Annotated in this window: 14 protein-coding genes; 12 read left to right on the top strand and 2 right to left on the bottom strand. The window is 43.0% G+C overall.

What is annotated here, in order from left to right; translation table 11 throughout:
• Window positions 1-953 precede the first annotated feature (953 nt).
• Window positions 954-1,943 (top strand): tRNA dihydrouridine(20/20a) synthase DusA, encoded by a 990-nt coding sequence (dusA, locus tag ABD036_RS04075; RefSeq protein WP_425542552.1) that lies wholly within the window; start codon window positions 954-956, stop codon window positions 1,941-1,943.
• Window positions 1,944-2,167: 224 nt separating this feature from the next.
• Window positions 2,168-2,455, top strand: a complete 288-nt coding sequence (locus ABD036_RS04070) for a hypothetical protein (RefSeq protein WP_343856779.1) — start codon at window positions 2,168-2,170, stop codon at window positions 2,453-2,455.
• 388 nt (window positions 2,456-2,843) lie between these two features.
• Here ABD036_RS04070 and ABD036_RS04065 read toward each other — a convergent pair whose 3' ends face one another.
• A complete protein-coding gene (locus tag ABD036_RS04065; RefSeq protein WP_343856777.1) occupies window positions 2,844-3,227 on the bottom strand; it encodes a hypothetical protein in 384 nt (127 codons plus the stop codon).
• 89 nt (window positions 3,228-3,316) lie between these two features.
• Here ABD036_RS04065 and ABD036_RS04060 point away from each other — a divergent pair, with 89 nt between their 5' ends.
• The 5 genes from ABD036_RS04060 to ABD036_RS04040 all read left to right on the top strand — a co-directional run bounded on the left by ABD036_RS04060 (window position 3,317) and on the right by ABD036_RS04040 (window position 11,598).
• The gene (locus ABD036_RS04060) at window positions 3,317-9,556 is read left to right on the top strand and encodes a DUF6701 domain-containing protein (RefSeq protein ID WP_343856775.1); all 6,240 of its coding nucleotides are present in this window, start codon (window positions 3,317-3,319) and stop codon (window positions 9,554-9,556) included.
• 160 nt (window positions 9,557-9,716) lie between these two features.
• On the top strand, window positions 9,717-10,250 hold the full coding sequence (locus tag ABD036_RS04055; protein ID WP_343856772.1) for a prepilin-type N-terminal cleavage/methylation domain-containing protein: 534 nt from the start codon (window positions 9,717-9,719) through the stop codon (window positions 10,248-10,250).
• Between the two features lie 464 nt (window positions 10,251-10,714).
• A complete protein-coding gene (locus tag ABD036_RS04050) occupies window positions 10,715-11,002 on the top strand; it encodes a hypothetical protein (RefSeq protein ID WP_343856770.1) in 288 nt (95 codons plus the stop codon).
• Window positions 11,003-11,015: 13 nt separating this feature from the next.
• Window positions 11,016-11,180, top strand: coding sequence for a hypothetical protein (locus ABD036_RS04045; RefSeq protein ID WP_343856767.1), 165 nt, complete (start codon window positions 11,016-11,018; stop codon window positions 11,178-11,180).
• 199 nt (window positions 11,181-11,379) lie between these two features.
• Window positions 11,380-11,598: a hypothetical protein gene (locus ABD036_RS04040; RefSeq protein ID WP_343856765.1), complete on the top strand. Its 219-nt coding sequence runs from the start codon at window positions 11,380-11,382 to the stop codon at window positions 11,596-11,598.
• A 239-nt stretch (window positions 11,599-11,837) separates the two neighbouring features.
• Here ABD036_RS04040 and ABD036_RS04035 read toward each other — a convergent pair whose 3' ends face one another.
• The gene (locus ABD036_RS04035; protein WP_343856762.1) at window positions 11,838-12,329 is read right to left on the bottom strand and encodes a hypothetical protein; all 492 of its coding nucleotides are present in this window, start codon (window positions 12,327-12,329) and stop codon (window positions 11,838-11,840) included.
• 375 nt (window positions 12,330-12,704) lie between these two features.
• Between ABD036_RS04035 and pspA the strand changes: the two genes are divergently transcribed.
• From pspA to ABD036_RS04010, 5 genes are all read left to right on the top strand, one after another.
• Window positions 12,705-13,364, top strand: a complete 660-nt coding sequence (gene pspA / locus ABD036_RS04030; RefSeq protein WP_343856760.1) for a phage shock protein PspA — start codon at window positions 12,705-12,707, stop codon at window positions 13,362-13,364.
• A gap of 101 nt (window positions 13,365-13,465) precedes the next feature.
• Complete coding sequence (locus tag ABD036_RS04025) at window positions 13,466-13,669, top strand: PspC domain-containing protein (RefSeq protein ID WP_343856757.1); 204 nt, start codon at window positions 13,466-13,468, stop codon at window positions 13,667-13,669.
• 10 nt (window positions 13,670-13,679) lie between these two features.
• Window positions 13,680-14,009: a hypothetical protein gene (locus ABD036_RS04020; protein ID WP_343856755.1), complete on the top strand. Its 330-nt coding sequence runs from the start codon at window positions 13,680-13,682 to the stop codon at window positions 14,007-14,009.
• Between the two features lie 75 nt (window positions 14,010-14,084).
• Window positions 14,085-14,555 (top strand): copper chaperone PCu(A)C, encoded by a 471-nt coding sequence (locus ABD036_RS04015; RefSeq protein ID WP_343856753.1) that lies wholly within the window; start codon window positions 14,085-14,087, stop codon window positions 14,553-14,555.
• A gap of 54 nt (window positions 14,556-14,609) precedes the next feature.
• A complete protein-coding gene (locus tag ABD036_RS04010; RefSeq protein ID WP_343856751.1) occupies window positions 14,610-15,602 on the top strand; it encodes a DUF2333 family protein in 993 nt (330 codons plus the stop codon).
• Window positions 15,603-15,606 lie beyond the last annotated feature (4 nt).

Here is a 15,606-nt window from a genome sequence, read left to right as displayed (position 1 = left end):
TACTAAGTCAGCTTGCCTTGTTTTGAGTCGTATTACAAATTACTTAACAGTAAATGGTAGCAAAAGCCCTGAAATGGCTTTATTTAGGAGCAAAGTTACCTTGCTAAGCATACTAATAGTCGCCTTACACAGTTGACTTTTTAGCAAGCAACTTATCTAAATAAATACTTAGAACGTCTTTTAACACTCTTATTCTTTGGCGATGTTTCACGTCAGCATGGCGCAGAACCAAAACGGTAAATGGGGTCAAAAAACAAAGTAGAAAACAAAAAAAATCAAGACATATATTGGCGCTCCAAAGTCGCAACGGTGTCAAAACGCGCCAAACACAAATTGCGAACCACACGTTAATAATTAACCCCAGAACGACATAAGTAACCGTCATCGAGTTTCTTTCGACGTTAGTTAGGTTAACGGATGGCTTGTTTTCTATTAGGCAATAGGCACTTAACCAGCGATTAAATTGAAAGAAAATCCAGTAGCTGTTCTGTTTTTCGGTATAGTTAAATTTTGTTTAGCGCCTAAATATCAACGTACGAGGTCTGTTACTGCACCGTCGAGTCATCCCAAATCTATATCAATTCACTGACGCTCAACCTTGTGAGTCGTGATTTAACCGATGTGGCTTTCGCTGTCTTGTTATCCAATGTTTTTGATTTCGAAAAAATCACTGCTTCAGATTCTTTTATAGCGGACCTTCGCGCAATAACTTGTTTGATTTTTCCTAACCCTTTTTGAAATGCTATAATGCGCCATTATTAGTTTCCTTATCATTAAAAGCAGTCCCCCCGAAAGTGGCTTTTAGTTACCCCGAAAGAGTGAAAATAAGGAATGAAAGGGCAAAACCCCGCATTGCGAGTTTGCTGTTAAAGTTAGATTTTAAATATATATAACAAAGGTTTAAGTTGAATAATAAAGCGCAACCACTCAACCGCACTATTTCCGTCGCGCCAATGCTGGATTGGACCGATAAGCATTGTCGTTATTTTTTAAGACAGATTTCGCAGCATGCTCTTTTGTATACGGAAATGGTGACTACTGGGGCAATCATTTTCGGTAAAGGGGATTATCTTGCCTTTAATGAAGCAGAGCATCCTGTGGCTTTGCAGCTAGGGGGCTCTAATCCAAATGAGATGGCCCACTGTGCGGTACTTGCGCAACAGCGCGGATATGACGAAGTTAACATTAATGTGGGTTGTCCGTCAGATCGGGTACAAAACGGCCGTTTCGGTGCCTGTTTAATGGCCGAGCCAGATACAGTGGCACAGTGTGTGGCGGCGATGCAAAAGGAAGTCGATATTCCCGTTACCGTGAAGTCGCGTATTGGTATCGATGAGATGGATGAATATGAGGATTTAACTCGCTTTATCGATGTGGTTGCCAATGCTGGTTGTGACACCTTTATCGTGCATGCCAGAAAAGCGTGGTTGAAAGGACTTAGCCCAAAAGAAAATCGAGATGTGCCGCCGCTTATTTACGAGCGTGTCTATCATTTAAAAGAGCAATTTCCTGATTTGCATATCAGCATCAATGGTGGGGTGAAAACGCTGGACGATACCGATCTGCACTTAAAGTACATCGATGGTGTGATGATCGGCCGTGAAGTCTACAGCAATCCTTATATTCTCGCGCAAGTTGATGGTCGCTACTATGGTGATTCACACGCTATACCTAGCCGTCATCAAATAGTAGAAAACATGATCGAATACGCCAAAGTTCAATTGCAACAAGACGGCGCTCGCGTCTGGCATATTGCCCGGCATATGCTAGGACTTTTTCAAGGTCAACCTGGTGCTCGGATCTGGCGTCGTTATCTTAGCCAACATGGCACTCAAAAAGGGGTTGGTGTTGAGTTGCTCCATGATGCCCTAGCGACCTTGGATGAAGCGCAGCATCAAGCGGAATTGTTTCGCGCAAGTAAACCTAATGATGCGGTTGGTTAAAATAACCAATCGTTTTGGTTAAATTGGCTAAAATTTGCACTCCTGGTCTGTTTTTCAATTCCTGCGCATACTCAATGATTCTCTCGTTTCGGATAAAGTCGTTAAAAAACAAAGGTATGTGATGTTTTTTCGTAGTTGGCACAACTCTCGCAAATGAGACTGTGACCTAATGAGTAACGGTTTAAACGGTTACTAAAATCCAACTTCGAAAAAAGGAAAATATCATGTTTAAGAAAATTACTACGGCCACCCTTATTCTCTCTGGTTTAGTTTTATCTAGCTCAGCGCATGCTGTCGATGTATCACTTGAAAAGTTTGTCGGTATGCTTGTCACGCAAACTGCAGCCGCCACTAAACAAGAAATTAGCTATGGTGTGCAAGAGGCCGTGTTGTCTGTGAATAACGCCGTAAGCTTTGATTCTGATCAAGCGCTTTATGCCACTTCAGTTACTATTACGGATATACAAGACGACAACACAGACGTTAACCAAGAAAATGATAAAACGGAGTAATAGGAGGTGAAGTTATGCTTGATCATATTCATCTTTTAACTTTACTGTTTTCACCGGTTTTGGCTTATCTTTTTTGTGCGTTGTTATTCAGTTTGGCAATGCGTGCTAAGACCTGCCATGAAGTTCCGGTAAACGTCACTGATTTCACATAACGTGACGGTTGTTATGCTAATCATAGCCGTCATGTTCATTTGGTATTATTTACTTTTCAAGCAAAACAACGTGCAACGTTAGTAATAAATACAAACCTCATATACATCTTCAGCTAACCTAAAGCTCAACGTCATCTCCTGAGCATCGGGCAGTAAATTTCCAACCTATCAAGATTTATAATTTGGCTGAGTCGTGGCCGAGTGTTGGGTATTCGCGACTCTAATAATTAGCATTATCAGGATTGAGGTTCAGAGGTGTCCTCTTGTGTCATTGCCGCTTGGTTTAATTGCGCTTGCTGTTGTTCTTCTGCTTTTTTTGCATCATCAAGAAGACGTTGTAACGCTTCAGCTTCTTTTTGCTTTGCAAATTCGATCAACTCTTGTTCTTTTGTCAAAGTGTCTTGTTGCGCAAGTCGTGCGAGCGAGTCTTCGGTTTGGGTTAAGTGATTTTGCGCTTGCTCTAATAACGCTTCTTCTTCTGCCGCGATATTAGCGGCATCCCGTTGTTTTTGCTCTTCTGTCAGCGTTGCAGGAGGGGCTGGCTGGGTCGATGCCTGCTTGTCAGGACTGCAAGCGGTTAAAAAAAGCACTAAAAATATGATTAAAAACTGTTCACGCATGACAAGGCACAACCGTTATTATACTATGCTCGATAGCATAGCATGATAAAGTGTTATCTATTGATAGTGAAGCTAAGGTTGTAATGCGGATGAATAAATTGCGTTGTTGTACACTTTTGTTGTTTACTGTTACGTCTGCAAACAGCGTTTTCGCGAACGTATTGGAATCTTCAACGATTACGTTAGTGGACGCTGAATATAACACCACCACTTGGGCTGCTAGTAATTTATTAGACGGGGACCCCAGAACCCGTTGGTTGTCTACCAAACACATAAACGATATTAATTTTCAACTTAACGACAGCAACGAAGCAATTTGTGTCACTGAGTTTGAGTTGATCAATTATGGTGATAACGCCACTTCCCTCAATCAGTTTATGTTGTTTACTACCTCAAATAGCTCCCTTAGCACAGATTCCGGCACTGAAGGCTGGCGACCTGTGGTCGCGGAGCACGAGCCCATTGAAAAAATAGACTATTTAAGTTGGGCTCAAGGTGCTCGATTAGTGTCAGTGGACAGCGAATATAACTCGACAAGTTGGGGAGTCAAAAACCTCAATGACGGCAGCAAAAATACAAGATGGTTATCTAGAAAGTCTAACAACGTTATTGAATATAATTTCGACACCGACTGGAATGGTACCGCCGGCGATGGGATTCCAATTAGTGAGATTGAGATCGTAAACTATGGTGCCAACGATCGTTCAGTGAGAGAATTTCAGGTAGAAGTGACGACGGATAACGTGACTTGGAGCAAGCTTGAAGTGCCTGGTTCAACAGCTGGCGATGAAGAATACGTTTTTACCAGACGTCAAGATGGCGGCATTTTAGGCACTATTAATAGCCAACTCAATAGCACTTCTTGGGGAGCTGACAACTTACAAGATGGTGATAACAATACCCGATGGTTAAGTGCCAAAGGTAATAACACCATCGAGTTTACCTTTGATCCTGATAATAGTGGTACTAGCGGAGCGCAAGGCGATGTTGCTGATCTTTTCACTATTAAAAAGCTTAATATTGAAAATTATGGCACGGATGACCGCTCAGTTCAGCAATTCCAAGTAGCGGTTAAAACCTTAGCCAACCCCGAATGGCAAAAAATTCGTGTGCCAGGCGCCACACTAGGTGAAGCAGACTATAACTTTGCTATGTCACATCAAGGCGGCACACTGGTAGAGATTGACGGTCAGTACAATACTACCTCATGGTCTGGAGCTAATATTCATGACGGCGATGCAAACACTAGGTGGTTAAATACTAAGCAAAATAATACGCTCGCTTTTCAATTCGATGTGAACGAGGATCAGGTACTGAGTTCGCCAGCCGATCAATTCACCTTAGAACGCTTTTATTTGCGTAATTACGGCAACGATGATCGCTCAATTCGACAGTTTCAAGTTGCGGTGAAAACGGCATCAAATCCTAATTGGCAAAAGCTCCCAGCGCCCGGCTCAACAATTGGCGAACCTGGCTTTAATTTTCTGCTGTCGCACAATGGCGGCACGTTGTTAAGTGTTGATAGTGAGCACAACGCCACTACCTACGGTGCAAAAAATATCCATGATGGCGATGGCACTAATCGCTGGTTAAGTAGAAAAAGCAACAATATCCTCGAGTTTCAATTTGATGTCGATGGTGACGGTGTGCTCGGCGGTGCAACTGATTTATTTTCGTTTGAAAGCTTTTATCTCAAAAATTTGGGTGTTAACGACAGTTCAATAAAGCAATTTCAAATTGAAGTAAAAACGGCTGCCAATCCGAACTGGAAAAAGCTATATGTGCCGGGATCGGCGATTGGTGATCCTGATTATAATTTTGCTTTGATGCAACATGGTGGCACCTTGGTGAACATCGATAGTCAGGCTAACTCGACTAGCCGTGCAGCAAAAAACCTACAAGATGGCGATGGCAATTCTGTTTGGCTTAGTCTCAACTCCAGCAATGTGCTGGATTTTCAATTTGATCTAGACCAAGACGGTTCATTAGCAGGCCCAGGTGATAGGTTTAAACTTGAAAGCTTTCATTTAGTGAATTATGGCGCAAACGATCTCTCTATTAAGCATTTCCAAGTAGAAGTGAAAACCGCCGCAAATCCTGATTGGGCCAAAATTCCAGTATCCGGCTCGGCTGCCAATGACCCCGATTACCAATTTTCTCTGGCTATACACGGTGGCAGTCTAACCACCATTGATAGTGAATACAATTCAAGCAGCTATGCAGCTGCTAATCTTCATGATGGTGACACTGGCACGCGCTGGTTATCCAGAAAACCAGACAATACGCTCGCTTTTACCTTTGATACTGATGGCGATGGTAGCAGCGGAGATGAGATTAATCTGGATACGATCTCATTGGTTAATTATGGCAATAACGACATTTCAATTCAGACCTTTGAAATTGATATACAAATTTCAAACGGCGCTTGGCAAACCATCAATGCGCCCGATGGCGGGACTGTGTTTACCGCTAGCATGACCAGTAACCTTCAAACTTGGGATGTGGGCTTATTTAATAATGTGACCGCAACACGCATTCGAACCCTAACCAATCACGGTGACGCGAGGTATACTGGTGCTTATGAGTTAACCTTTTCAGGCCCATCGGTCGGCCCTTCTTATACCTATACTGCTGCCATGCATGATAATGGCGAAACCTTCTTTATTGATGAGGTAAACCAACCAGTCGATGTTACCGATGTTCGTTTGCGTACTATTACTAATCACGGCGACAGAACCTACATTGGCGCGAAAGAATTTAGATTACTTGGTGCAGCGGTTAGTCGAAGCCACACCTTTACCGCTGCTATGCATGGCAACGGTGAAACCTTCACCTTAGACAGCGACGATATTCCAATCGATGTGACCGATGTGAGACTGATAACCATCAGTAATCATGGCGATCGATCCTATACTGGTGCCAGTGAATTTGAACTACTTGGACCGTCGATCAACAAAAGTAGAACCTTTACCGCAGCCATGCACGGTAACGGTGAAACCTTCACCTTAGATCCGGTGGATGTGCCTACCAATGTCACTGATGTAAAACTATTTACCATTAATAATCACGGCGATCCATCTTATATTGGTGCAAGAGAATTCAAGATATTAGGCCCATCAGTGAGCGAATCTAAAACCTTCACCGCAGCCATGCATGGCAACGGCGAGGTTTTTCAACTAGACGACGATGACATAGCGGTTGATGTCACCGATGTTAAGTTAATTACGATTAATAATTACGGTGATCCAAGCTATACAGGGATGCAAGAATTCGAAGTGTTAGGAGATTCGGTTAATCCTTCAAATACCTTCACAGCGCCCATGTCAGCATTGCCGCACAGGATTGTATTAGACAGTGACGATGAGGTAACTGATATCATCGCAGCGCGCGTGGTCACAATCCAAAATCACGGTGACCGCAGTTATACCGGTATGGCGGAGTTTAAATTATTGGGCGCAGCCATCACACCCAGTTATATTTTCAGTGCTGAGCGAGACGCAACACTGCAAAAATTCCCGTTTGATCCCATTGGCGCTAATATTTTGCGTTTTCACAGCCTCAGCAACCATGGTAGTAACTCATATGTACGTGCGTCTGAATTTGGATTAAATGAAGGTGTGTGTAAAACCGCTCAGTGGCGTATGGATGAAAGTCGCTGGACTGGGGCCGCTAATGAAGTTATCGATAGTACCGGCGGTGGTTATGATGCGGTGTCTATGGGTTATGGTGTGGGAGAAGATCCCTATACCTCCAAAGACTTGCCTGCACTTGATGGTGATCCTGGCTCTTGCCGCTACGGTGAATTCGATGGCGTCGATGATTACATCGTCAGTGGGTTTGGCGATAATCTAGATGAATTGTCCGAAATGACCTTCACGGCATGGATTAAAGCCAGCAGCTTTAATCAAACCAATGGCACTGACTCTCGAGGGGTATTCTCGAAAGGACCAGTAGGCGTTGACGCGGTTTCTTATGGTGCCTTTTTCACTAATACCGGTGGCAATAGACTCAAAGTTGATATTGACGGATCGGATGACCGCTTTGTTTCTAACACCGTTTTTGACATCGAAACTTGGTACCACATCGCTATCGTTTTTGATGGTAATCAGGCTGAATCACAAAGGGTGAAGCTTTATGTCAATGGAGTGCTCGATGGAACTTTCGCTGAAACCAGTGAATTAATTCCCAATACCACTGGCGATTTTTACATTGGCAATTTGTATTCTGCGGTTAATGAGAAAAAAGTTTTTCATGGTGCTATTGATGAAGTCAACTTCAGGCCTACCGCCTTAAGTGCTTCTGAAATTGTTAACTTAATGAATACTCGACGCAGCTGTGCAGTGCCAATCCACCATATTCAAATTGAGCACGACGGTGAAGGCTTAACCTGTATGGCAGAACAGTTGACCTTAAAAGCCTGTGCTGATGCAGCATGTAGTGTTTTAACGCCAAAAGATGTAATCGTAACCTTGGAGGCAACTGGGGCGGCATCTACATGGAGTGAAAATCCGATCACTATACCAGCGGGTAACAGTGTTAACGTTGATTTGAGTCACACCACAGCTGAAGTTGTTACCTTGTCGGCAACGGCAAACCTGCCGACTATCGCAGCGGCGGATTGTACCCCCGATTGTGATATTGAATTTTCTAATGCTGGATTTTTGCTTAGCATGGATAACCATCAAGCTTGTAGTACCACAAATTTATCTATTCAAGCAGTGAAACTCAGTGATACCAGTACCAGTTGTACCGCCGCTGGCAGTGGCGACTTATCCCTTGATTTTGTGTTCAACTATGCCAATCCAACCTCGGGCACCAAAGTACCCAATTTAGATTCCACTCCAATGGAGGTTGCCACAGTCGCACAAAACAGAGTGGTGAATTTTGATGCATCAGGAACCGCTGTGTTGAGTTTTGAATATCATGACGCCGGTAAGGTGAGCATAGAAGTGAATGACGCGGGCGATAGAGGACTCGCTTCTTCAACCGTTAACACTGTGGTAAGCCCAGCAAAATTAATCGTCGCCAGTCCCGATGCCAATGCTCAATGTACTAGTAATGATGCCAGTTGCAGCGCCTTTAAAAAAGCCGGCGAAGCCTTTAATTTATCCGTTACGGCAGCCTGCGCTGATGGTACAGTGACGCCTAATTTTGAAATGGCAAATATCCCCTTAACAATAGACACAGTCGCGCCATTAGCGGGTAATCCGGTTGCGTTAGGGGTGACTAGTGTCAGCATTATTGATACTGACAATGGCATACATACACAAGCCAACCAAACGGTGTCTGAGGTTGGGGTGTTCACTGTCACCGCGACGCCTCCTGTGAGTGGCTATTTTGGTGAGACTATCGCGCCAGCCACTAGTGAAAGTATCGGACGCTTTACACCGGCTTACTTTGATCTTGAAACCCTGTATGACGGCTTTCTCAATGGAGGCGATCCCTTTGTTTATAGCGGTCAAATGAACGCCCTGACACCGACAAAAGGTCAGATATCCTATTCAACCCAACCTGAATTTTCGATTACGGCCAAATCGCTAGGTGGGCATACAACGTTGAACTACACGGGGGACTTCGTGAAATTGCAAGAGGCCAATATTATACGAGTTACACCCACTAAAGATGATCAAGCCATTGGCGCTGATGGGATTAATAAAGTCGCTTTAACGGCCAACTTAGACTCCCCAGAACTGACTGAAAGCAATGGGGTAATTAATTATCAATTCAATGCCGATGACAACTATGTGTACGTTCGAGATGCAAATGCGGTGGTTGCCCCGTTTACCGCCAATATTAATCTTGAAATTACCTCAGTGATAGACAGTGATGGGATCGTCGCTCAAGATTCCGATTCAAATGCCACTAACGGCGTCTTGCAATTACAACCATTCGGCGAAGAAATTCGCTTTGGCCGCTGGACACTGAAGAATAGTTTTGGCCCAGAAATCGATGAGCTGAATTTACCCATGGTCCTCGAATATTGGAATGGCGATGCGTTTGTGACCAATCCGTTGGACAACTTTACAACCTTTGATGCAGCAGCTGATGCCAGCGTTATCGATATGAGCCTAGCACCAGCAACGACCACACCTTCAGGCAGTGGGACATTTGTCTATGGACTAGCAGAGATGATGCTTTCTGCGCCGGGCGAGGGTAACCAAGGAGAGGTCAAGGTTGGCTTTGAAGTACCTGAGTGGCTGCAATACGATTGGAGCAATATCGATGGTAATTTAGATGGTCCTTACAATGAAAACCCATCAGGAATTGCGACTTTTGGTTTATTTCGAGGTAATGATCGCATGATCCATTGGCGAGAAGTTGCTAACTGATAACCTAAGATATTAGGTCACTAAACCGTAACTAATTGAATGCTAACGAATACGCTCAATTAAACTTATTGTAATTTGCCATTTGAGGCTTGAATCAACAACATTACCTATTATACTGTGCGCCACCTCGCGACTTTGCTAATTTAAAGAGAAAATTGTAGTGCAAAAGGGATTTACGCTGATCGAACTAATTATTGTGATTGTCATCTTGGGGATACTCAGTGCAGTCGCCTTACCACGAATGATAGATGTGTCGTCCGATGCCCACATCGCAACCTCTAAGTTTGAGGCTGGCACCTTTAAATCCGCAGTGGACCTAGTCCGAAATACCTATTTAGTGCGTAACCAAAACCCTTTAACGATTGGCGCAATCACCATCCCGATTGATACTGTTTCAAACTGGCCTACCGGAAGTGGCAGTGGCACGCAGTTTTGTGTGAATCTGTGGAATAATTTGCTGGCTAATGCCGAGCCTGTGACGGGGCAATCGAGTCCAACTGCAAGGCTTGCTCCAGGTTGGAATGCATTTGGGAACAGCTATTTTTGTGCTTATGGCAAGAAGTTTGAGTCACGTACTTTCGCGAGTGGCAACCTTCCTCACTTCGTATACTATGTAAGGGACGTGACAGGCATTAATTACAATGGGCAGCGTTATGAAGGTTCAGCTGGTGATGTTCAAACCGTGAACTTGTAACTTATCTAGAGCCCAACTTAACCTAAGCAATTGCTGCTTTTCATTTCAAAAAGACGCCAACAAACGGTTACCTTCTGTTAACCCAAACTTCAGCGCCTAATCTTTACTTTCCTAAGGGAACTTAAAACCGTCTTCTATTACCTTTTTAGCGCTAGCCGATGCTAATAGTAGTCTGTGTTAGTTCGTCCTTACACAGACGTATGATGTTTGAGTAACGCGGCCAATTATACATTTGGCGAAATTTACTAATTTGATTGGTCAAAAAAGCTAATTGTTGAGTTTCGCCCATTGGTTAAGATTGTAATAATCTTCTTTTAAATACCATAAACAATAAAATATTCTTTTAAATCAGTTGGATACGATTTTTTTGGTGAGTTGGCACAACTATCGCTATAAAGACTGCGACTTAACAAGTAACTGGCTAATCAGTGACTTCAAACAACAGCAGTATTAAGGAGAATATTATGTTTAACAAAATCAGTGCTACCGCCATCGTTCTTTCAGGCCTCGCTTTTTCGACGACTTCACAAGCAGCAGAAGTATCAGTAGAGCAGTTAGTTGGATCTTTGGTTTCTCATGCCGCTTACGCCACTAAGCAAGAAATCAGTAACGGGTTGCAAGAAGCAGTATTAACCGCTAATTACACATTGTCGTTGGATTCTGAAGCCGATTATTATGCGACCAATGTCACCATTACTGATCTAACTGATGAAGATACCGAGCTTAAGGAACACAATAGCAAAGCGGAATAATAGGAGAGATACTATGTTTAATCATTTTGATCTACTCATATTATTGCTATCACCGGTGATGGCGTATCTGGCGGCCGCAGTTATCTTTAGTTTAGTAGAGAGCCGAAAAGCCGGTGCTGCAGCTCCGGTTCAAACCGCAAGTTTCGAGTATCACGACGGTCAACGTTCAGTGCAGTAGTGACCGTCACACTCAACTATTTAATGCTATCTTAGTCCCCCTTTTGTCATGACGAATTCCAAGTGGCATGAGCACTTGTCAATATCTCCGTAATCTTAGTTCTTCCTCACTTTTAAAACGTAAATAATCCATTCATTATGATTGATTAATAATTGATGTGTACTTGATTACTCAATTAAGTGCTTTTGGCCAATTCACCATGACAACGAAATCCTTTACTGAATCAATGACCTTATTAGCCGAGCTAAGTTTGACCGCAGGGCGTGTCACAAAAAAGCTTGATCGCGGTCTTGCGGTGCATGGCGTTAGCTTCAATGAATTTCTAATACTTCACTTCTTAGCGCAATCTAACATAGGGACGAAAAGCCGTATCGAACTAGCCGAGTCGCTAGGTATTACTGCCTCTGGGATAACGTGAATACTGAATCCTATGGAGAAGAACCTTCTCATAGAAAAAAAGTCTCTTGCCAGAGATGCCCGGGTCAGTTTAGTGAAATTAACTAAACAAGGAACGCAGTTAAACAAGGATGTTTTTGTCAGTTTCAACATCAGTCTCAAGAACTGTTGCCAGATATTAGGCAGTATCAGGCTGAGACACTGTTAGATCTCTTAGCAAAATTATAGGGCCGCTTACGACCTTTGAGTTTGGTGTGATTGCTAGCCCGCGTTCATGTGAATACCATAGATTTCAAACTCCGTACCTCTAACAGCGATCGTCACCTTCAAGGTGCCGGTTTGCGAAAAGTCACTATTTTCATCCAGCTTCAACGCGTAATGTAAGACAAAGTGCTTAGTATCACCATTTGCACCAACAAACTCAGAGTGGGTAAACGCGCCATCTCGTACTGAGCGGAAATATGTGATGAGTTTCGTAAAGGTCTCATCTGATTTTTGTTTAGAAAATTGTGCTTTTGCCGCCGGACTAAACATGGCATAGAGTCCGTCTAAGTTTTGGCTATTAAAATGTTTGATATATTCGTCTACTAGCTGCTTCCGTACGCTAGCGTTTACCACACCTGGAAGATTGTGGGTGATCTTGTTTCTCACGGCTTCAATCGGCTGCACTTGGGGTTGATTGATGCCAAACCACACAGTGGCAACTAAATTTAAGATCAGCAATACAATGATCAAAAGGTTTAATGGATTCAAAACGCATTCCTTGGATATTTTGTTAAGCCACAAGGCGTGGCGGACACAATATTATTATTTTTTTACCATACCGCAGCGCCGCATAAGAGTGTAGCTTCGAAGCTGAAATAGTCGCTATTTTGTGCCGATAAAAATCTCCCCTTTAGCATTTACGTTTTGACCAATTAGTTAGTGAATTTGACCAAAAAACGTAATTCAACGATAGTCGAAGACATTTTTATATTTTCTGAAATTAAAAAATAACTAATAAAAACAACGGAGTAGAGTTTCCGGCAAGCTTGGCACGTACCTTGTAATAGTAACGGTAGCTAATTGAAGAATGACATTAATGTGATTCGGAATTTAACATTCATAGTTATCGTGGAGGATCGAAAAATGGGTATGTTTTCAAGAATATCAGACATAGTACAAGCTAATATCAATGCAATATTGGATAAAGCAGAAGACCCGCACAAGGTGATTCGTTTAATTATTCAGGAAATGGAAGAAACCTTAGTTGAAATCCGTTCAGTTGCAGCACGCAGTTTGGCCGATAGAAAGCACTTAGAGCGCAAGCAAAACAATTTGCAAGCGCAGGTGAAAGATTGGCAGAACAAAGCGGCTGTGGCATTAAAGAATGATCGTGAAGATCTTGCCAGAGCGGCTTTGATAGAGAAAAACAAAGCGCAAGAAAACTTGCAATCTCTCAATAAAGAGATGGACATGGTTAATGAAACGATTGAAAAGTTACAAGATGATACAGCGCGTTTACAAGACAAGTTAAAAGAAGCGAAAAGTCGTCAGAAAACGCTTTCAATCAGACAACAATCTGCAACAGTGCGCCTTAAAGTCAAAACTACCGAGCAAGTGGTCAAAATAGATGATGCGATCGCCAAGTTTGAGCATTACGAACGCAAAATTGATGACTTGGAATCTCAGGTTGAGGCCTATGACTTGGTCTCAAACGGCAACTCATTAACCGCTGAGATCCAGCAGCTTGAACTTGATGAAAATATTGAGAAAGAGTTAGCTGCCTTACGTAAAAAAGTAGCCTAGAAGTTAGATTAAAACCGCGTTTGGCTTGATATTTTCAAGCCAAACGTTGAGTTAAATTGATTATACCAATCGTAAATGTGATCTGAGTAGGAGTAGTTAGCATGAAAGATTATTTAAACCCAAACAAACTATATCGAGATACGCTTAATGGCAAAGTATCAGGTGTTTGTGCCGGACTGGCCCGCCATTTTAACGTAGAGTCTTGGATGGTCAGAGCTGCCGCGATTGTCGCCTTTATTTTTATGCCAATGGTTGTTGGTATCGCCTATTTACTTGCTGTGGTGTTGCTGCCAACTCGTTACTAGGAGAATCAAGATGAAAAACTTCATCTTAGCTGTCTTAATTGCCGTATTAATCACTTACAGTTGTGGGATCATTGCCAATGAATGGTTTGATTTCACGATACATTTTGATGATCACATGTTGGGTCCAATGGAATCCATTGCGGGTATCACTATTATTGGTGCGGTGATGGCAGTGATTGGCGCCATTGTCGCTGTCAGTGTGTTTGGTGCGCTCATTGTTGGGCTGTTTGCTGGAGCCTTAGCGCTGGTATTTGCTGGGGTTGCCATGTTCTGGCCAATGCTATTAGTGATCGCCTTTATTATTTGGTTAGTAAAAGATAAGCCTAAAGCTCAGTATTGAAATAAGTTTACTGGCAAAGGGATAGTTTTTAACGAATAATTGAGCAATCACTTTGAATTTTAAGAGAATCCTATTTTGGCGCTGAAAATATCAACGGTTAACACCATCATTATCAGCTTTGTGTTGGTTTTGGCTTTTTACTGCCAGGCGGCATCGGCTCAATTACAAGTCTCAAATGCAACCGTAAGATTGTTGCCACCCGGCGTGCCTAATACATCTGCCTATTTCACCATTGAGAATAGCGGAACCCAAGACCAGTCTATCGTTGCCGCAGAACTCAACTTTGCTCGAAAGGCTGAATTACACGCTCACATTATGGATGGTGATATGATGCGTATGGAGCAACAACAACAGGTTCGAATTGCCGCAGGCGAAAGTGTCACTTTTAAGCCAGGCGGTTTGCATGTCATGATTTTTGGCTTAGCCGAGCCATTACAAGAAAACCAACAGGTTAGTTTTACCCTTGTGACCGGTGACAATCAAAAAATTGATGTGACGGCTACTGTTGTCATGCCGGGCAATGAAAGCTCACATCATCACCAATAATACGCGTTCTGACCTAGACTAGAGTGTAATGAATTTTTTATTAAGGACGAGACTATGCAACGATTTTTAACTGCTCGATGGATTTTCGCCTTTGTGACCATCCTATTTTTTATATTTTGGCTGATATCGGTGTATTGGAGCTCAGAGCCCGATCTATTTAATGTGCGTGCCGAAGCGCAAAGCCATGCGCAACAAAATGGGGAGAAAGTAGTCACGGGTTACACTACTACGCACACTCTGATCAAAGTGATCGAGCAGCTAATGGATAAGCCCGGTGGTTATTTGTCTAATGATGTTATCCCGCCAAGCGTGATGATGGACAATATGCCCAGTTGGGAATTTGGGGTGCTAGAAATGTCCCGTGATTTAGCGCTTGCCATGCGCAAAGACTTTAGTCGCTCTCAATCGCAATCAAAAGAAAACCCACAATTGATTAAAGCGCAACCTGCGGTCAATATGAATCACCTACGTTGGTGGTTACCTTCGGCCGAGTCTATGTATACCGATGCGTTACAAGAGCTTTATTTGTATCGCACCGATCTGGCTGATCGCTCCCAAGGTGAAGCACAGTTTTATTCGCGCGCAGACAACTTGCGTGACTGGCTCAAGCAAGTTGAAAAACGACTTGGTAGTATGTCGCAAAAACTCAGTGCTAGTGTCGGTCAGGAAACCCTTAATACCGACTTGGCAGGTGATCCTGATGCACAGTCATCAACCCCTGTACCATCACAAAGCTATGAAAAAACCAGCTGGTGGAAAACCGATGACAACTTCTACGAAGCCAGAGGCGCGTCGTGGGCGTTGATTCACTTTTTAAAAGCGGTTGAAGTTGACTTTGCCGATGTGCTTGAAAAGAAAAACGCCACTGTCAGTCTCAGGCAAATTATTCGCGAATTGGAGTACACACAACAGACAATCTGGAGTCCAATGGTACTGAATGGAAGTGGTTTAGGTATGCTAGCTAATCACTCGTTAGTAATGGCAAACTATATTTCCAGAGCAAATGCTGCTTTAATTGAGTTAAGTGAATTACTAAATCAAGGATAACTGA

Source organism: Aliiglaciecola litoralis, assembly GCF_039523355.1.
Classification (GTDB): domain Bacteria; phylum Pseudomonadota; class Gammaproteobacteria; order Enterobacterales; family Alteromonadaceae; genus Aliiglaciecola; species Aliiglaciecola litoralis.
This window is presented reverse-complemented; position numbering and strand designations above follow the sequence as displayed.